Consider the following 18883-nt stretch of genomic DNA (forward strand, 5'->3'; position numbering starts at 1 on the left):
TTGATTATTCTCTAGATCTAAATAAGACCAATCTTGGCCTCTGTCCATAAAGCCTACCGGACATGTTAATGCTAAAAAAGGTGATTGTATGTAAAAGCCAGCCTTTCTTGTGATGCCGCAAGTGTTCTGGAGAGAGTACCTAAACCAGCGTTGATGACTCATGCCATGATAGGGGTAAAGCAGTATCTCGCACCAATAAGCATAAGACTATAAAATTTAGGCAATAAAAAAGCCCCACAGACCAAGGCCTATGGGGCTTTTTGCTTTTGCAAATTGCTCTATTTGCGAAAGACTGAACGAAAAAAGGTCAGCTTGAAAGCTGACCTTTTTCGGAAATAATGGTGCCCTGACGCGGAATCGAACCACGGACACGAGGATTTTCAATCCTCTGCTCTACCGACTGAGCTATCAGGGCAAGTGCGGCGTATTATATATGAGACGGCTTAGTCGTCAACCACTTTTTTAAATAATTTTGATTTTTTTAACAATGACTTAGCTATCCTTGAATTTCTGATAATATGCAGCCTATCTAAAGAGGCCCAATTTATGCTTAATATTGTTTTGTACCAACCGGAAATTCCACCTAATACAGGTAATGTCATTCGCTTATGTGCCAATACTGGCTATAGGCTGCATTTGATCGAGCCTTTAGGTTTTGATTTAGACGAGAAAAAAGTACGTCGTGCTGGCTTGGATTATCATGAAGTAGCCCGTGTAAAACGCCATAAAAGCTGGCAAGATTTTGTCGACTCTCAAGAGTTAGGCAAGGTTTATGCGTTAACGACCAAAGGTTGCAAGGTACCAAGCGAAGTTAAGTTTGAAGAAAACGATGTCTTGGTATTTGGCCCAGAAACCCGTGGTTTACCCATAGAGTTTATCGAAGCCTTACCAGAAGAGCAGCGACTAAGACTGCCTATGCAACCTAATAGCCGTAGTTTGAACCTGTCTAATACGGTTGCCATCATGGTGTATGAGTCTTGGCGTCAGCTGGATTATGCTATGCCAGCAGATTTAGACTAGAAGCCAGTTAAACGCTAGCGATTAGGATTAAGTAAGAGGGGTGATTCACTAAGATGCATTCATTTTGGTCAAGTTTCAGGAAGAAAAGAAAGCGCGGTGATTTTCGTAAGCGTGTCTTTATGCATGCTGCTCGAGATTTAAAAACCCGTTTTATGCTATTAGCCTTGGTGTTGGCTGCCCATAGCATCGCCATGGTGCTATTTGAAGAGATGGATTGGTGGCAAGCCTTTTGGCTCACTATGACATCGGCAAGTACCACGGGTTATGGCGATATTTCTGCTGCAAGTTTTTGGGGGCAAGCGGCCACCATAGTGCTAATTTACGGATTAGGCATAGCCTTACTTGCACAGATTGCCAGTGATTACATAGAACTTAGAATTCAAAAGAAAGAGATGGGCATTAAAGGCCAATTGGAGTGGGAAAACATGCATGACCATTTGTTAATTATCAATACCCCGACTTTATACACTGAATCCTATTTAGAGCGTTTGGTTGATCAAGTATGTAATACCCCTGATCTTGAAAATACGCCTATTCAGTTTTTGACGCCTGACTTTCCGGAAGGCTTGCCACTTAGTTTACGAAGCTTTGGTGCAGTTCACCAGACAGGTGAAGCCACTAATGAAGGTGCGTTAGAAGCCTGTAGTGCTGAAAAAGCCAAGTTTATCGTGGTACTGAGCCCTGATAGCCAAAATGCTCACAGTGATAGCCTCGTCTTCGATATTCTTCACCGTATCAAAGCACTTAATAGCTCAGCCTATATCTTAGCTGAGGCGGTTAATGACCATAATAGAGCTAGATTTAAAGAAGCGGGCGCTAATGCGGTTATTCGCCCTGTAAGAGCTTACCCTGAAATGTTGGTGCGCTCTCTTATCGCCCCTGGCACAGAACAAGTACTCGAAGACTTATTCCGCCACCAAGGGGATCACACGGTTCGTTTGCAGGTCACGATTCGTGATACAAGCTGGGCTGATGTAGTGATTACTTTGATGAAAGCAGGGATAGGTACGGCTTTGGGTTATGAAAACACTCAAGGTGAGATAGTGACTCAGCCAAAAGCTAAGTTAGAGATCCAAGCGAACTCTCTGATCGTGATGGTAGATGACGATAATGCTTTGCCAGATAAGCAGGGTTTGCAGGCACTTTTTACTCACTAAATATAACGGCATAAAAAAAGCCAGCACTGGATTCCAGTACTGGCTTTTTTATGCAAACTATTTGCTACAGCTGGCCTGTCAGGGTTAGGTATTTTTCCATTAGCTGTTCTTCTGTTTCCTTATGATTAGGATCAAGAGGAATACAGTCTACTGGGCAGACTATCTGACATTGTGGCTCATCATAATGCCCCACACATTCGGTGCATTTAGCTGGCTCTATTTCATAGATTAGCTCACCTGGGTAAATGGCCTCGTTAGGACATTCAGGTTCACATACATCACAGTTGATGCATTCGTCTGTAATTTTTAGAGACATAATAATTTCCTAACGCTAACGACTATCTAATAAACCTATTTAGCTTCTAATTCAGCTTTCAAGCTTAGATAGCGTGCTTGCAATACAGATTCCACTTCAGGATGAACGAACAAACCAAAGTCGCCACCTAGAGAAGCAATCTCTCTCACTAGTGTAGATGAGATATAAGAGTGTTTTTCAGAAGGTGTTAAAAATAAACTTTCAACATCTGGTGCTATCACTCGGTTCATATTCGCTAGTTGGAATTCGTATTCAAAGTCAGAAACCGCACGTAGTCCACGCACAACCACTTGCCCATTCACTGAACGAGTAAATTCAGTTAGCAAGTTATCAAAGCCAACCACTTCAACATTTGGTAAATGGCCTAATACTTTGCGCGCTAGGGCAATACGTACATCATGATCTAACACTGGGCGTTTTTTAGGGCTAGCTGCAACAGCAACTACCACTTTGCTAAATAAACGTGCAGCTCTCTCAACCAAGTCAGCATGGCCATTGGTAATAGGGTCAAATGTTCCAGGGTAAACCGCAATTGCACTCATAGCACTCATCCGAACTTATATTTTAAAGGAGGAAACAGTGAATAACACACTTTGTTTCTACACATATTTTCCATCAAAGGCGCGCATCATATCGAATAACGCCCTTGTACTCAATTCACTAGATTAGATACCTGACATTAACTAGAAGGCATAATCATAGAAAATCTTATATGACACCGTAACTTGCAAGCATTTGCTTAGCAAAGGAGATACCTAAGAAAATAAATATCGGTGAAATATCTAAACCACCAAGGTTAGGCACAAAGCCTCTAACAAAGCGGTATAAAGGCTCGGTTATTTGTTGCACTAATAGTGCCCCAGGATGACTCGCATTAGGCGCTACCCAACTTAAAATAACTGAAATCAGCATAGCCCAGAAATACAGGTCTAAAAAGTGATAAATCACGCCCATCACAGTATAAATGAAGTATTGAGAAGGGCCGGCATTGTAGCCAGAAAGGAAGAAGATGACCGCAACCGTTACCAACTGCACTAATAAAGCTAAAACAACTGAAGCGCTATCAACACGTGCAACAGAAGGCACTATTTTTCGAATCGGCAGAATTAGAGGGTTAGTTGCTTTTACAATGCCCTGACTGATTGGGTTGTAAAAATCAGCTTTTGTTAGTTGTAGAACGAGTCTTAGCAAAACCACAAACAAATAGAGGTTTGCCAGTGTTTTCAGTAAAAAGATGAGTGGATCTGACGTCATCGTTATGAGTCCTTATTGTCTGTTGTTGAGGCAAATAAAGTCGCCATTTCATTCGATCGATTAATACAAGCCTGCATTGCCTGATCAACTATCAGGTCAATATCACTCGCTTCAAACGAGTTTAGCGCTTGCTCTGTTGTCCCATTAGGGGACGTAATATTGATTCGTAGTTGGCTTATATCTTCGCTAGTTTCTGTCACCATCCTAGCAGCACCTAACATGGTATGAGATGCCAATTTACGACAAGAGGCTTCATCTAAGCCTTGTGCTTGGCCACTTTTGATCATAGCTTCTAAAAAGCGAAAGAAATAAGCGGGAGCACTGCCAGAAAGAGCCGTTACCGTGTGCATCTGCTTTTCGTCTTCGACCCATAGAGAGTCACCCACACTGGCAAATAACTCAGTCACCCAATCTTTATGGGCATCTGTTACTTTGTCGTTGGCAATCAAGCCTGTCATACCAGACCCTAGCTGTGCAGGTGTATTTGGCATGCTACGTACAATTGCCACATCGCCTAACCAATCGCTTAAGCTCTCTAAACCTAAGCCAGCTGCGACAGATAAGTAAACTTGGTCTGGACTAATCACTGACTTAAAACCAGCGATCACATCAGACATTTGTGCGGGTTTCACGCATAAAACAACCACATCAGCTTCAGCAACAGCTGCACTGTTGTCGTCTGTCATATTGATGCCAAGTTCTTGAGTAAAAGCCTGACGCTTTTCCTCACCTCTTGCTGTGCCTGTAATTAAATCTGCTGGATAACCGTTTTGAATCAGGCCGCGAATAATTGCGCCTGCCATATTGCCTACGCCGATAAAAGCGATGCTTGCTTGCATGTTAGTTCCTAATCTTCAATCACTCGGTTTGCCCTAATGATAATCTAAATTCACATAAATCTAAGTGTAATCTCTGGCGCCAAATATAGCGGTACCAATGCGTACCATGCTACTACCGCTGGCAATCGCTGCTTCCATGTCACCCGACATACCTATGGATAAGGTATCAATTGTGTCGTATTTCTCAGCCAACGCCTGATAAGCCTGATATAAAGGCTTATAGGTTGCGAGTTGATCTTCTAAAGAGGTTTGTGGCGCGGGTATTGCCATCAAGCCTCGAAGAATAAGATTGGGCTGATTGTTCACAATTTCAACAAGTGTGTCTAATTCGGTGAGTAAAATACCGGATTTAGAGGCTTCTCCGCTAATATTTACCTGAATACACACATTTAGTGCTGGTAAGTCTGCTGGCCTTTGTTCACTCAAGCGGGTAGCAATTTTTTCTCTGTCTAGGGTATGCACCCAATTCATAGACTCGGCAACGGTACGTGTTTTATTCGATTGTATCGGTCCAATAAAATGCCACTCAATGTCCGTTAGATGAGCCAGTTTCTGGCTTTTATCAGCGGCTTCTTGCACATAGTTTTCGCCAAACATTCTCTGCCCTTGGGCATATGCTTCTTCAATTGCAGAGATGGGTTTGGTTTTGCTCACAGCCAGTAGGGCAACACTGTGCTCAGCTCTTTGATACGCCTGCTCAAGCTGTGCTATTTGCTGTTTTGTCTGAGAAATATTTTCGGCAATAGCCATGGAGAGTTTTCACTCCTAACAGAAAATTGATGAAATAATTTTGGCGGGTGTGGTCGGTTTCTTATCTTTACCAGCACGACTGGTGACTCAAAACAATCAGGCTTTATCAGGTTTGTTCAGTATTAAGAAAGCAGCTTGTCTAATGACGCTATCTCATAACCTGATTAGATAGCTACTGAACGAGTTGGATAATATGCCTAACCTAATGTAAATCATTGGTGTCATGGGTAAACCCGACACCAGAGCTCACACTCGCTATAAGTTAGGCATCATATCATTATTTACTAAAAGTCATATAAATCTGCGCTGCTTTTGCAGAAACGACCATGGTATTCAATGCAATATTTTTGTTCTGCTGTGGCATTATTCTTCGCATGAGTAGCAGCAGAATAAAGCTCAGAGAAACTTGAGTGTTCTGGGTAGTAGCTAATACCTAGTGAAAGGGTAATATTGTAACTCAGCCCTTCGATAACAATCGCTTCTTCCATGCTTTGCAAAATCTTATTGGCAATGATTTCAGAGTCTTCTAGGTGCTTAACTCTTAACGCCATAACAAATTCAGCATCACTAAAACGCGCTAACAAGTCATTGTCACGCACACTTTTCTGTAGCCGCTTCGCCACGACTTTCATAATGCTGTCTTTAATGTCTTCTGCCGCAGGTGCGCTAAAGTCTTTAGACTGATGCGCTTCTATCACTATCACAGATAAACGCTGGAAGTGACGCTTAGCGTCTTTCAGCATCATGGAGAAGTTGGTATTAAAGTTATAGCGGTTAGCTAATCCAGTTGAAGGGTCATGGTTTGCTGAGTTAAGCAAACGAGTTTGCGCATTTTGTCTTAGGCTAGACAAGTGCAACATGTGCATTAGGCAATCAAGAAGACGCTTAAATACATTAATATTTTGAGATTCAGAACTCGGGGCAAATACCACCATGTAACCTAAGAAGCCTTCATTCTCGAAATTGAAAGGTTGAGCGATACAAACATCAACGTCGTATTGATTAAGTACCTTATTCCATTCTCGCCAAGCCGGATTTTGTGTCAGGTTTGGCACGAATAAAAGACATTCTTTAGATTGTTCAAGATGATTAGTGAAGTACTGCATAGGGAAGTCTTCGATCACACCAGAAGGTGTCGCTAAGTCGTGCTCTATCCCTGTACCAGCCTCTACTCGCCACTGAGAGCCAGTTTCATCGACCAACATTAAACAGGCTTGATAGCTTGGAAAATAACGCTCAATTTGATCCATCATGCCATCAAAGATGGTTGCAGTCGGTGCACCCTCTGCAATGTAGTGAAGAATCTGGTAGCTTGAGTCGTAAATCAGCGACATCGCATCGCGCTCATTACGGACCTGTTCCAACTGTTGCTCCAGTTGGGCTATTTTAACTTGCATGTCATGCTCTGATAATTGGTTTGTCATGTAATCCTGGCCATTAGGTTGAATCTATTACCCTTAAACTAGATTAACTCTACACAACTAAAAGTAAAGCTATCAAGCGTAAGCTTTTTTTCATTTCAATTACAATTTGTTAACAGTCATGCTGACTTAACTAATTGATAGGAAAAACTTTTTGGCCTGAAAGGTAGGTAGATACCACTTTACCTATCAGGTTTTCTCCAATCCATGGTGAGTTTTGACCTTTGGTTTTACGATTAGATCCTGACCATTCCCACCTTTGAGTACTATCAAATAACACAAGATCAGCATAACTGCCAACTGCTAATGAACCTGCATCAATTCCCAAACAAGATGCTGGACCTTGAGTTAAGCATGACAGAAGCAAGTTAAAGTCGAAATCACCTTCGTCCATCAGTGTCATCGCAAGCGGTAAAAGAATCTCTAAATTAGCCATGCCAGGCTCAGTGGCAGAAAACGGTGCTATCTTAGCCATTTTTTCATGGGGCTGATGGTCAGAACAAATCGCTGAAATGACGCCCGCTTTGATTCCTTCGATCAGTGTTAACCTATCATCTTCAGATCTAAGTGGTGGCAAGACATGATAATGACCATCAAACTCGCTTAACACGTTATCAGTGAGTAGAAGGTTATGTAATGCCACATCTGCTGTCACATCTAGGCCTGATGCTTTAGCATCAGCTACCATCTCAACCGCCTTAGCCGAGCTTAAGCGAGCGAAATGCGCCTTAACCTTGGTCTTTTCAATCAGCATAAGATCGCGTGCAAGCGCGATAGTTTCAGCCGTTTCAGGTATGCCAGATAAACCATGCATGGTCGAGACAACACCTTCATGAGCACAACCACCATCTGACAGACTAGTTTCATCTGGGTGAAAAATGACTAATAAGTCATGGGTTGATGCATATTCAAGCGCACGAGATAGCACCTTAGTGCTCACCATAGGGTGCCTATGGTTGGAGACAGCGACACAGCCAGCTTCAGTCAAAGCGACCATGTTACTTAATTTTTCACCTTCAAGACCTTGAGTTAAGGCCCCAATAGGGAGGACATTCGCGCGTCCCGATTCAAAAGCCTTATCTTGAATTAAGGCTGCAACAGCAGGCGTATCAACAATAGGCTTGGTATCAGGTTGGCAAACAAGAGTTGTTACACCACCCGAGGCAGCCGCTAAGGTTTCTGACGCTATGTTACCTTTTTGGGTATAACCAGGTTCACGTAAGGAAACGGCCAAATCAATCAAACCGGGCAAAATCCATTGTCCAGATGCATCAATCGTTTCATCGGCAACAAAACCAGCAGGAGCATCCCCTAAAGCGACAATTTTCTCATCTTCAATATAAAGGTCTAATTCCGCATCCAGTTCTTGGCTAGGGTCAATGATACGACCATTCTTAATACACGTTTTCATATTAAACCATCTCTCCTGTGGATGACGCCTGTTGCTCTTTTTCCTGTAGCTGGCCGCTCATCGCCATGGACAAAACCGCCATACGAACAGCAATGCCGTTGGTTACCTGGTTCAAAATCACTGAATGTTCACCATCAGCAACTTCAGAAGAAATCTCAACACCACGGTTGATTGGACCTGGGTGCATCACTATGGCATCCGGTTTCGCCCAAGCAAGAGAGGCTTCGGTCAAACCGTAAAGACGATAGAATTCACTTTCACTTGGTAACAGTGCACCTTGCATTCGCTCTTTTTGCAAACGCAGCATGATGATGACATCAACATCTTCAAGACCAGGCTCTAATTCATGAAAGATTTCCGCACCCATTTCTTTAAAATGTTCAGGCACTAACGTCTTAGGACCGATAAGTCTCACTTCATCCACACCCAAAGTGCTCAGTGCGTGGATCTGAGAACGTGCAACACGTGAGTGTAAAATATCGCCCACTATTGCCACTTTAAGTCCTTCAAACTTTTCTTTATGGCGACGTATAGTCAACATATCCAACATAGCTTGAGTAGGGTGAGCGTGACGACCATCCCCTGCATTTATGATGGCAACATTAGGCGTACAGTGCTCTGCAATAAAGTGTGGCGCACCGCTATCCGCATGACGCACGATAAACATATCGCTTTGCATTGCTTCAAGGTTTTGTAAGGTATCTAGTAAAGATTCACCTTTTGACGTCGCTGATGTTTCGATATTGAGATTGATGACATCAGCAGATAAACGTTTTGCAGCCAATTCAAAGGTAGTACGAGTACGGGTGGAGTTTTCGAAGAAGAGATTAACAACTGTTTTACCGCGAAGTAGCGGTACTTTTTTTACCGATTGCTCACCCATACTTAAAAATGAGTCGGCGCGATCTAGTATTTCGGTCAATATGGATTTATCTAATCCATCAAGCGTTAGGAAGTGCTTAAGTTGACCTTGATCGTTTAATTGTAGTGCCCGAGATTCGGAGCGTATCATGCTTAATGTCCTCAACTGGAAGACGATCCCGCCTTATTCTAATCATCTCGCTAAATGATAGGAAAATGCCCAGTGCAGAAACTACCCTGGGCATGACAATTTGACGTGAACTCTTTAATGATAATGTCTAATTTACGTCTTTTCATAACACTTATTCAGTGCCATAAATGACTAAATTATTTTGCGCCAAATAAGATAACGCCATGTACTAATTGTCGTACTTGTTGCTACAAAAAGAAAGCGAGAAAGCCTAAGTTTATGTCTCAATTAAGGAAACTTTTATCGGATCAGGCCCAGATAGCTTAACCCTTTGGTCAGGATTTAAGTTTAACACCTGTCCAACCACATCGGCTTTAATTGGCAACTCGCCTTGATCAAGATCATAAAGAATTGCCAAACTGATACTCGCAGGTCTGCCATAATCAAAAATTTCGTTCATGGCTGCTCGAATCGTTCTGCCAGACATCAAAACATCATCCACAAGAATAATGTGCTTATCTTCCACACTTGGCAAAGAGGTTTGTTTAATTTTTGGATGTAACCCTGCGCGAGTAAAATCATCGCGGTAAAAAGTAATATCTAACGTGGCTAAAGGAACATCCGTTACGAGTCGCTTAAAAAGACGTTCAGCAACCCACACTCCTCCTGAGTGAATTCCCACCATAACTGGGTTTTCGATTTTCTTATCCTGACAATAAGAAGAAAGAGCATCTGACATCTGCTCCAACGTTGCTTCAATATCCAGATTCATGCATTAATCTCTATTTGCTCGCTATGATGCATTTGGCATCATGATGGAAATATTATTCTTGGTTTTCTAAAAACCAAGATTCTAAAATCATTTGCGCTGCTAAACCGTCAACAGAGTTTGCTTTAAAATTACGGTTGCCTCCTTCTCTAATGACTTGGCCCTTAGCTTCATAAGAGGACAGTCTTTCATCCATCATATAGCTAGGCTTGTTGTAACGCCCGTGCAAACGATTGGCAAACTTCTTTGCCCTTTGACACATTTCGTTTTCACTGCCGTCCATATTGAGAGGTAAACCCACAACAAAGCCATCTGGTTGCCATTCTTTTACAACAGCAGCAATAGTATCCCAATTTGGAATACCATCACGCGCTTTTATCGGGTTTAAAGGTGTGGCGGTTGCCGTAATTTCTTGACCTACGGCAATGCCAATTCGAGTTGTTCCAAAATCGAACCCTAGCAGGGTTCGAGCGGCGTTTTTATTGACGTCAGAAATCGACGTTATATTCATATTTAACAGTGTCCTACATCCGATGAGAGATAGTTCATATCAATCCCTAACACCTTGGTCGCTGCTGAGAACTGAAGATCACTTGGTGTATTAAATAATACGTCCAAATCAGCTTCACATACTAGCCAAACATTATTACTTATTTCTTCTTCCAATTGCCCAGCCGTCCAACCGGCACAACCTAAGCTAATTAAAAAGGATTCAGGCCCTTCACCATGGGCGATGTTTTCCAATGTTTCTAATGCAGCAGATAGAGCAACCTCCTCAGTAACAGGTAATGTATTAACCCAAGTTTTATCACTGGTGTGAAGGATAAAACCCCGTTCAGATTCGACCGGACCACCACTGTAAATCGGCTCGTTAGCCAGGTGGGGAGTGTTGATTTGTATTCCTAGGTGATTCGCTAATTCAGTAAAGTCAATTTTTGATGGACGATTAATAATAATCCCCATGGCACCTTCTGCAGTATGTTCGCAGATATAGGTAACCGTTTGCTGAAAATTTGGATCGTTCAGCTGGGGCATGGAGATTAAAAAGTGATTTTTCAGGGACTCAAATGCATTTTTCATAATACGACCCTCTTATTTTTTAAAATAAAAAATCAAACTGAATCAGGCTTAAGTTAGCAAACAATCACTGCTAAAAGCCTGAGTGAACTCTCGCTATTAACTTTTGCAGTATAGGCCAAGTCTGTCAATTCCCCAGACCTGAAATTATTTTTTTCGTTAACTAGCGCTTTAAAACTAGCTTACCTAAAGGTACACTTGCTAGTAGTTAATTCAATTTAACCTCTTTATTTTCCCTATTTTAGGAATTCCGTAATGCAAATCGCAGACTTCATCCCATCATCAGAGCAAGGTAAGGCATTTATGTCTAGCCCACGCTTGGATACGGTGGATTTGGCAAGTTGGCAACGTCATTACTTCGCTGAAGCCATCGATATGCGGATGTTCTTTCACAGCGGTTGGTCATCTTAAGCCACTCTTTCAACTACAGTTAAATTAACTCTCCACGTCTCCTTTTGGCACGACGTGAAATAACTCGTTTTGAAAATTTAGGATCTACCCATGAAATTAGAAGCCGTTGACTACACAAGCGCTACAGCACAACAAGATTTTGTTAAATCCCTGCACGAAACAGGCTTTGGTGTTTTAAAAAATCACCCTATACAACAAGAACTTGTCAGTAATATATACCAAGCTTGGCAAACATTTTTTGATAGCCAAGAAAAGAATGACTACCGCTACAATGTTGGCACTCAAGATGGTTACTTCCCACCAGATGTGTCTGAAACTGCAAAAGGTCATAGCAAGAAAGATATCAAAGAATACTTCCACTATTACCCTTGGGGCCAATGTCCTGCTGAGCTAAAAGAACAACTTGCTCAGTACTACAAAGAAGCGAATAAGCTAGCTGCAGAGCTCCTTAGTTGGGTTGAAGCACACACACCAAAAGATGTCGCCAAAAACTACTCTCAAAACCTATCTAGCATGGTAGAAGATAGCGAACAAACTCTATTGCGTGTTTTGCACTATCCGCCACTTAAAGGTGATGAAGAACTAGGTGCGATTCGAGCAGGTGCACACGAAGATATTAACCTTTTGACCGTTCTTCCTTCTGCCAATGAGCCTGGTTTACAAGTTCAAAGACAAGATGGCGGCTGGATGGATGTTCCTTGTGACTTTGGTACGCTTATCATCAACATTGGTGACATGCTGCAAGAAGCGTCTGACGGATATTTCCCATCGACTTCACATCGCGTGATTAACCCAGAAGGGGCGGATAAGACTAAGTCTCGTATTTCTTTGCCTTTGTTCTTACATCCTCATTCTGAAGTCGTGCTTTCTGAACGCCACACAGCAGGTAGCTACCTACACGAGCGTCTTGTTGAGCTTGGTGTAATCTAAAGGTTTAATCGCCTTTAGCTGGCAAATAAAAGCCCTTTAATACTGAGTATTGAAGGGCTTTTTTATTGCCTTTAATTTAATACGTTATCAAGCCATAAACTAAAAGATGAAAATATCGACGGTATTTAAAGCGCCAAAACTTATTTATACTTTGTTTTGCTGCCTGATTTTAACCAGAGATTGCTAAGTAACATGAGCCTTAAAGAACAAAATGCCAGTGAGTTTCAGCCTCTCTATCAAAAAATAGAGCAGGTGATTACCAATAAAATTATTGCCGGTGAATGGAAACCAGGTGAGATGCTTCCCAGCGAGTTCCAATTGGCCGATATATTAAATGTTAGCCAAGGTACTGTTCGCAAAGCATTAAATTCCCTAGGAGAAAGTAACATCGTTTTTCGCCGCCAAGGGGTTGGCACCTTTGTATCTGAAAACACGCTAAAAGATATGCTATTTCATTTCTTTCATTACAAGGCCAATGATGAAGAAGAGAAAGGCTTACCCAGTGCTGAACTCATTGATATCGAACTCATTGATGCTAATGCAGAACTAGCTAACCAGCTAGAGCTCTGCCAAGGGGATGCGGTTATTAAGATAATACGTATCCGCAAACTGGCACAAAAACCCTGTATTGCAGAGCAAATATACTTACCTCAATGCTTTTTCACTCAGCTAGACATAGAAGGGGATTTACCCAACTCCCTTTATCACTATTATCAAGAGCGCTTTAACGTCACGATAAATAAAGCAGCAGATAGAATACGCGCTGTCATAGCCAATAACACTGACTATGAATTGATTGGTGTTACTCCTGGTATGCCTTTATTAGAAGTCACACGCCAAGCCAAAGCATTAGATGGCCGTTTAGTTGAATATCGAGTCAGCCGCGTAGATAGCGAACAACTTCACTATCTAGTGGACCTTAATTAGCACTCTTTTAGGGAGCTACCAACCCTGTACAATCAGACTTATCCCAGACGCCAGTAATATGCCATAGGCACAACGGCGCATAGTATCGACAGAAATAGGAATAGGGTAATAGCGCGCTGCTAAAGCCGCTAACACCACAGCAGGAAACCCAATTGCACTGAGTAAGTAGGTTTGCATGCTCACCTCTTGTGTCGCCATAACAAAAGATAAACGCATAATAGAGGTAATGGCGAATACTAATAGAAGCGTGGTTCTAATGGTTTTTAAAGTATCTGGCTGTCGATACATAATATAGGTTAGCGGTGGACCAAAAGTAGAAAACAGACCACCAATCAAACCTGACGAGAGACCACCTAATAAGAAAACGGGAATCGAAGATCCTTTCTTTGCTAGATTAGTCTGTAACATCATGATCAAGCTACTACCCACGATAGTCACACCTAAAATAATTTTAAGGATGTTTAGCTGATTTTCGCCTAAAAAGGCTAATAGCCAAATCCCAACAAAGGTTGCCGGCAAACAAGGGATAGAGAAGTATAAGATGGCTTTAAAGTTTGCTTTGCGCCACTGCCCACCTTGTAGACCTATGATGGAGTTCATCAAGCTTAGCAAGCTCACCACAAAGGCTGTGACTTCGATTGGTGCTAACCCTAATGCCGAAATACTGCTAATGACAATCAAGCCAAAGGCAAAGCCGGTACTGGCTTGCACATAGCTACCAATTGCAAAAACCACCAGCAAAAACAAGATGTTGAGATCAAATACCATGTCTCTTCCCTAAATAGCTTCTAACTGCAAAAAACAGGTCTTATATAAGACTTTATTTTGCACTATACGCTCTAAAGAAACTGAGATACATGCTTTGCCCAAAAAAGGCTTAAATTAACACCTAGAAAGGAGAGTCATTTTACTCGAAAGGTTCAGCAGAAACCCAAAGCACCCAAGCATACATATTGATGCTGTAATCGGTTCGATCAACCGATTCATACAAGACTTGCACCGTACCTTGTTTAACCTTTTCAATTTTATCTTCTGGAATTTGAATGGAGTAGAAGTTGGCAGCAGGACCCACGGCCGTGACAGGTTTTTGATTGAAAAGTAACACTCCGTACAAAGGCTGATCGACAACAGGATGATAAAGTCTCACTTTTTTAGCGCCGTAAGTTAATGCATGAACGGCAGAGTCTTCGAGACGGGTGTCATAAATAGAACCATCAGGGAGGGTTTCACTATAAATAGATGTCCAAATGATGGGGGACATAGGGGAGGTTTGAAAGGGCGGCTCAAATTCACCCGACACGATTTCAAATGACTTATCTTCAGCCATTATTTTGATATCTTGACCTTCAAGCTTGGCACTTTTATAGGGCCCAAACATGGCTTCAAAATCAGGCACAGCGACGCAAGACACCAAAGGTATCAGCAAAGCACTCAAAAAAATAAAACGAAATACAGCAAAAAAAGACATCAAACATCGCCCCACTAAATAACTGGCTCTCCCTTTCTATGAGTAATAACGTGAGGTTTTTACTCTTATCATTGAGTTATCGGCCGATTTTTTTACAAAATTAGGTCCACTCTGACTCTCTGAAGATGAATTGGCTCAATTGCTTTAGATTTCAATAAATTAGTATTGTGAAATATTTATTAGACAGGAGTAGCTTGCAACTAATAAGTAAACTGTTTGCATCAATTCAGTAAGTTAAAAAGAAAATTCGAGTTATCTAAATCAGCACAGTTGTCATAGACAAATAAGGCATGGGGAGGGAAAGGTTTCAATCAAATCTAAGCGCATTGAAATTTAATAACGCTTAGATCCTATTTGAATACATTTTTAGTGTTTGGTTGTACTTGGATTAGGCACAAACTGGATAACAGAGGCTTCAGCTTCTGGTTCACTCACATGAGGCTGATTAACACGAGTGCTTAACTCTGTTGGTTGAGCTTGAATCACAGTGGATTGCTCGTCACTGTAGCCACAAGACACACATTCACGATATTGAATTTCTAACTCATCATCACGCCAAGCGCGCAACTTATCCATCTCACTACAGCGTGGGCACACGGCACCCGCGATAAAACGTTTAACAGTCATAGCTATTTTCTCAAGCGCAAAACAAATTCAAGCTGCATATTAACATATCCCGCCCTTTAGCTGGGCAGAAAAAAGGGCTAATGGTTAAATTAGCCCTTGGAAAACTGCTATTAAAAATGCTTTATTTAAGCGGCTATGCCATTGTGGCGTAGCAAGGCTTCTATGCTAGGTTCACGGCCTCTAAAAGCAGCGAAAAGCTCTGCTGCAGGGCGGGAGCCACCATTTTCTAGTACTGTACTTCTAAAGGCTAAACCCGTCTTAGCATTAAAAATACCCTCTTCTTCAAATTTAGAAAATGCATCAGCAGAGAGTACTTCAGCCCATTTATAGCTGTAATAGCCAGCAGAATAACCACCTGCAAAGATATGAGAGAATGCCGTTTGAAAGCGATTAAAAGCAGGTGCTTTTATCACAGCCACATTTGAGCGTACCTCATCTAGCAAGCTCTGAACATCTGTACCCTCTTGATATTCTCTGTGTAATCTAAAGTCAAAAAGAGAGAACTCTATTTGTCTTACCATCTGCATCGCTGCGTGGAAGTTTTTCGCTGCTAACATCTTCTCCAGTAATTCGGCAGGTAAGGTTTCACCCGTTTCATGATGACAAGCAATAAAGGCTAACGCCTCTTCCTGCCAGCACCAGTTTTCCATAAACTGACTTGGTAACTCAACGGCATCCCAAGCCACGCCTGAAATACCAGACACATCTAATACTTCCACTTGTGTCAGCATATGATGCAAGCCATGGCCAAACTCATGGAATAACGTTGTCAGTTCATTGTGAGTCAAGAGAGACGGTTTACCATCAATCGGGGCGGTAAAGTTACAGACAAGGTATGCAACAGGCAACTGTAAGCGACCATCTTCCATACGGTAACGGCAACGACAGTCATCCATCCAAGCGCCACCACGTTTGCCTTCACGGGCAAACGGATCAAGATAGAAACGTGCTACATCCACACCAGACTTGCTTACGGTGAAGAGCTTCACATCTTCATGGTAAGTATCAAATTCGACTTCTTGGCGTATTTCCACATCAAATAGGCTATTAGCCACTTTAAATAGACCAGCCAACGCTTTATCAATCGGGAAGTAAGGTCTTAGTACTTCTTGAGAAATGGCATATTTATGCTCGCGAAGCTTCTCAGAGTAGTAGCCTACATCCCAAGCTTCTAACTCAGTAACTGCAAACTCATGCTTAACATAAGCGCTTAGCTCAGCTAAGTCCTGTTCTGCAGCAGGTTTAGATTTAACCGCTAGATCTTCAAGAAAATCGATAACTTGCTGACCGTTATCCGCCATCTTAGTTGCGACCGATAATTCAGCATAATTATCAAACCCTAGAATGCTTGCCTTTTCTTTCTTAAGCGCCAGCATCTCATCAATAAGCGGTGCATTATCAAACTCGTTAGCGTTTGGCCCTTGGTTAGAGGCGCGAGTAGAGAAGGCTTGATACATTTCAAACCTTAGTTCTCGATTGTCCGCATAACTCATCACAGGCATAAAAGAAGGCGCATCTAAGGTAAACAACCAGCCATCTAGCTCTTTTGCTTGCGCCATTTGCTTAGCTTGTGCCAGAGCGGACTCGGGTAAGCCAGCTAGCTCTGCTTCATCCGTAATCAACTTAGTCCAAGCGCGAGTGGCATCTAGAACGTTCTCACCAAACTTGCTGCTAAGTTCTGATAAACGTGTGCTAATTTCGCCGTACCTTTGCTTTTCATCACCTTCTAGCGCCACACCAGATAACTCAAAGGAGCGGATATTTTGGCGCAGAGCCTCTTTTTGAGCAGTATCTAAATCAACGTCTTGTTCGGCTAAGGTTTTGTAAGCCTGATACAAGGCTTTATTTTGCCCAAGGTCAGTAAAGTACTGAGTCAGTTTAGGTAGGCAAGCGTTATACACATCTCTTAATTCAGAGGTATTTTGCACCATATTTAAATGGCTTACGGGGGACCAAAACTGATTAAGTTCATCACTTAGGGTCTCCATTGGGGCGGCAAAGTTTGCCCAACTAATTTGGTCTAGCTCACGCTTAGTCAAAGTTTCTATTTTATCTCGGTTTGTCGCCAGAATAGCATCTAACGCTTGCTCTACTTCAGCCAATTTAATGCTGGAGAACTCAGGTAGTTTTGTTGCGTCCCATACTGATACAGACATAAACAGGTATCCTTATTTGTTTGGCTTTATCGCATTAAAGCAATATGTAAAAATTCATTATCTAAGATAGATTGGTGATAATTTTCTATTTTCAACGGCTAGTGTGATTTAAAATCATAGTCAAGAATGGCAATCTGCTCTTTATATTGAGACAGAAAGCGCTAGAACCCTTTATTAGAGAGACAATTAACATGGTGATGAAGTCCTTTCGTGGTAATACCCCCAAGCTTGCAGAAAGAGTCTGGGTGGATGAGTCCGCCGTTCTTATTGGCGATGTTGAAATAGGCAAAGACAGCTCAGTTTGGCCGCTCGTGGCGATTCGTGGTGATATGCACCGTATTCGCATTGGTGAGCGCACCAGTATTCAAGACAATTCTTGTCTGCACATCACACATGCCAGTAGTTACAAGCCAGAAGGCCATCCTCTTGAAATAGGCGATGATGTGACCGTAGGTCATATGGCCATGTTACATGGTTGTAAAATTGGCAATAAGGTTTTAGTTGGTATGGGGACCACCATACTTGATGGTGCCGTTGTGGAAGACGAAGTCATCATAGGTGCTGGCTCTTTGGTACCTCCTGGTAAACGTTTAGAGTCTGGCTTTATGTATCTTGGGTCACCCGTTAAGAAGATAAGGGCTTTAAAAGAGTCTGAAATTACCTACTTTCAATATGCTGGCCTTAATTATGTGAAACTGAAAGACGAATACCTAGCGGAACAAGCAGCAGACAAGTCATGATAGATACTTACAAAATAGTCTCACGTGGCCGCTTTTTATTGTTTTTTATCGCTTTAATATTGCTTGGATCTTGGGTTGTTAATAAAGCCTATCAAAAGCACTTTAATAGCATCAATATCAGTATTGAGGAACAAGCTGAACTTGGAATATCCTTGTTAGAGTTCCCTCGTAATATGATGCCAATTGAAGGTTTAACTCAAAACAAATGGGCCAGTTTTTATGTTCAACCCAGCCAATGCGATACTTTGTGCGTACGTACTTTGGCTCAGCTTGAGCAAATTAAATTAGACACAGCTAACGCGTCAGAAGCAGAAGAAAAGCCTCAGGTAAGTTTAGAGATACAGATTATTAAGAAAGGAATGAAAGGTCACAGTGACTATTGGTCATTGGTAAGATCTGAAGGTTATGCGAATCATTTTGATCGTATTTTGATCGTGAATAAGTCGGGACAGTTTGCCGGAAGCATCATTGCGCCATATGATCTTAAACACTGGCAAGCTCTAGATAAGCGATTGAATCAATAGACCTTTTCCAAACTATCGGATAACTTTTTAATCACGTTTTTATGGGATAGACAATTAAACTGTCTTCTAACGTGTGTACTAAAAAGTTATCCGGT

At 41.9% G+C, this 18883-nt stretch carries 21 protein-coding genes and 1 tRNA gene; 6 read left to right on the forward strand and 16 right to left on the reverse strand.

The genetic code is table 11. From position 1 onward, the window contains the following. Positions 1 to 339 precede the first annotated feature (339 nt). A tRNA-Phe gene (locus Q0A08_RS15515) sits at positions 340 to 415 on the reverse strand. A 131-nt stretch (positions 416 to 546) separates the two neighbouring features. Here Q0A08_RS15515 and trmL point away from each other — a divergent pair. Beyond that, the gene (gene trmL, locus Q0A08_RS15520; protein WP_438462422.1) at positions 547 to 1020 is read left to right on the forward strand and encodes a tRNA (uridine(34)/cytosine(34)/5-carboxymethylaminomethyluridine(34)-2'-O)-methyltransferase TrmL; all 474 of its coding nucleotides are present in this window, start codon (positions 547 to 549) and stop codon (positions 1018 to 1020) included. Positions 1021 to 1073: 53 nt separating this feature from the next. Next, positions 1074 to 2177, forward strand: coding sequence for an ion channel (locus tag Q0A08_RS15525; RefSeq protein WP_438462423.1), 1104 nt, complete (start codon positions 1074 to 1076; stop codon positions 2175 to 2177). 64 nt (positions 2178 to 2241) lie between these two features. Here Q0A08_RS15525 and Q0A08_RS15530 read toward each other — a convergent pair whose 3' ends face one another. From Q0A08_RS15530 to Q0A08_RS15580, 11 genes are all read right to left on the reverse strand, one after another. Continuing rightward, entirely contained in the window at positions 2242 to 2493 is a 252-nt protein-coding gene (locus Q0A08_RS15530; RefSeq protein WP_009834292.1) for a YfhL family 4Fe-4S dicluster ferredoxin, read from the reverse strand. 35 nt (positions 2494 to 2528) lie between these two features. After that, positions 2529 to 3035: a pantetheine-phosphate adenylyltransferase gene (gene coaD / locus Q0A08_RS15535; RefSeq protein WP_438462424.1), complete on the reverse strand. Its 507-nt coding sequence runs from the start codon at positions 3033 to 3035 to the stop codon at positions 2529 to 2531. A gap of 166 nt (positions 3036 to 3201) precedes the next feature. Continuing rightward, entirely contained in the window at positions 3202 to 3747 is a 546-nt protein-coding gene (locus Q0A08_RS15540; protein WP_438462425.1) for a YggT family protein, read from the reverse strand. A 2-nt stretch (positions 3748 to 3749) separates the two neighbouring features. Continuing rightward, positions 3750 to 4586, reverse strand: a complete 837-nt coding sequence (gene proC / locus Q0A08_RS15545; RefSeq protein WP_438462426.1) for a pyrroline-5-carboxylate reductase — start codon at positions 4584 to 4586, stop codon at positions 3750 to 3752. Positions 4587 to 4646: 60 nt separating this feature from the next. Next, positions 4647 to 5336, reverse strand: coding sequence for a YggS family pyridoxal phosphate-dependent enzyme (locus Q0A08_RS15550; protein ID WP_438462427.1), 690 nt, complete (start codon positions 5334 to 5336; stop codon positions 4647 to 4649). 284 nt (positions 5337 to 5620) lie between these two features. Beyond that, positions 5621 to 6760: a GGDEF domain-containing protein gene (locus Q0A08_RS15555; protein WP_438462428.1), complete on the reverse strand. Its 1140-nt coding sequence runs from the start codon at positions 6758 to 6760 to the stop codon at positions 5621 to 5623. Positions 6761 to 6890: 130 nt separating this feature from the next. Next, positions 6891 to 8168 (reverse strand): dihydroorotase, encoded by a 1278-nt coding sequence (locus tag Q0A08_RS15560; protein WP_438462429.1) that lies wholly within the window; start codon positions 8166 to 8168, stop codon positions 6891 to 6893. Position 8169: 1 nt separating this feature from the next. After that, complete coding sequence (locus tag Q0A08_RS15565; RefSeq protein ID WP_438462430.1) at positions 8170 to 9180, reverse strand: aspartate carbamoyltransferase catalytic subunit; 1011 nt, start codon at positions 9178 to 9180, stop codon at positions 8170 to 8172. A gap of 256 nt (positions 9181 to 9436) precedes the next feature. Beyond that, positions 9437 to 9931, reverse strand: a complete 495-nt coding sequence (pyrR, locus tag Q0A08_RS15570; protein WP_438462431.1) for a bifunctional pyr operon transcriptional regulator/uracil phosphoribosyltransferase PyrR — start codon at positions 9929 to 9931, stop codon at positions 9437 to 9439. A 52-nt stretch (positions 9932 to 9983) separates the two neighbouring features. Continuing rightward, a complete protein-coding gene (gene ruvX / locus Q0A08_RS15575) occupies positions 9984 to 10439 on the reverse strand; it encodes a Holliday junction resolvase RuvX (protein WP_438462432.1) in 456 nt (151 codons plus the stop codon). A 2-nt stretch (positions 10440 to 10441) separates the two neighbouring features. Then, entirely contained in the window at positions 10442 to 11008 is a 567-nt protein-coding gene (locus tag Q0A08_RS15580) for a YqgE/AlgH family protein (protein WP_438462433.1), read from the reverse strand. A 498-nt stretch (positions 11009 to 11506) separates the two neighbouring features. Here Q0A08_RS15580 and Q0A08_RS15585 point away from each other — a divergent pair, with 498 nt between their 5' ends. After that, on the forward strand, positions 11507 to 12346 hold the full coding sequence (locus Q0A08_RS15585; protein WP_438462434.1) for an isopenicillin N synthase family dioxygenase: 840 nt from the start codon (positions 11507 to 11509) through the stop codon (positions 12344 to 12346). A 192-nt stretch (positions 12347 to 12538) separates the two neighbouring features. After that, a complete protein-coding gene (locus Q0A08_RS15590) occupies positions 12539 to 13273 on the forward strand; it encodes a GntR family transcriptional regulator (RefSeq protein ID WP_438462435.1) in 735 nt (244 codons plus the stop codon). 15 nt (positions 13274 to 13288) lie between these two features. Here Q0A08_RS15590 and Q0A08_RS15595 read toward each other — a convergent pair whose 3' ends face one another. The 4 genes from Q0A08_RS15595 to prlC form a co-directional block, all read right to left on the reverse strand. Next, on the reverse strand, positions 13289 to 14041 hold the full coding sequence (locus Q0A08_RS15595) for a TSUP family transporter (RefSeq protein WP_438462436.1): 753 nt from the start codon (positions 14039 to 14041) through the stop codon (positions 13289 to 13291). A gap of 139 nt (positions 14042 to 14180) precedes the next feature. After that, the gene (locus Q0A08_RS15600) at positions 14181 to 14741 is read right to left on the reverse strand and encodes a hypothetical protein (protein ID WP_438462437.1); all 561 of its coding nucleotides are present in this window, start codon (positions 14739 to 14741) and stop codon (positions 14181 to 14183) included. A gap of 366 nt (positions 14742 to 15107) precedes the next feature. Beyond that, entirely contained in the window at positions 15108 to 15368 is a 261-nt protein-coding gene (locus tag Q0A08_RS15605; protein ID WP_438462438.1) for a YheV family putative zinc ribbon protein, read from the reverse strand. A 125-nt stretch (positions 15369 to 15493) separates the two neighbouring features. Continuing rightward, on the reverse strand, positions 15494 to 17524 hold the full coding sequence (prlC, locus tag Q0A08_RS15610; RefSeq protein WP_438462439.1) for an oligopeptidase A: 2031 nt from the start codon (positions 17522 to 17524) through the stop codon (positions 15494 to 15496). 191 nt (positions 17525 to 17715) lie between these two features. Between prlC and Q0A08_RS15615 the strand changes: the two genes are divergently transcribed. Together Q0A08_RS15615 and Q0A08_RS15620 are read left to right on the forward strand one after the other, a co-directional pair. Further along, complete coding sequence (locus tag Q0A08_RS15615; RefSeq protein WP_438462440.1) at positions 17716 to 18264, forward strand: gamma carbonic anhydrase family protein; 549 nt, start codon at positions 17716 to 17718, stop codon at positions 18262 to 18264. Next, positions 18261 to 18788 (forward strand): hypothetical protein, encoded by a 528-nt coding sequence (locus tag Q0A08_RS15620; protein WP_438462441.1) that lies wholly within the window; start codon positions 18261 to 18263, stop codon positions 18786 to 18788. The genes Q0A08_RS15615 and Q0A08_RS15620 overlap by 4 nt, the downstream gene beginning before the upstream one ends. The last annotated feature ends 95 nt before the right edge of the window (positions 18789 to 18883 follow it).

The sequence above is a fragment of the Marinomonas sp. PE14-40 genome (assembly GCF_051623805.1).
Taxonomy (GTDB): Bacteria; Pseudomonadota; Gammaproteobacteria; order Pseudomonadales; family Marinomonadaceae; genus Marinomonas.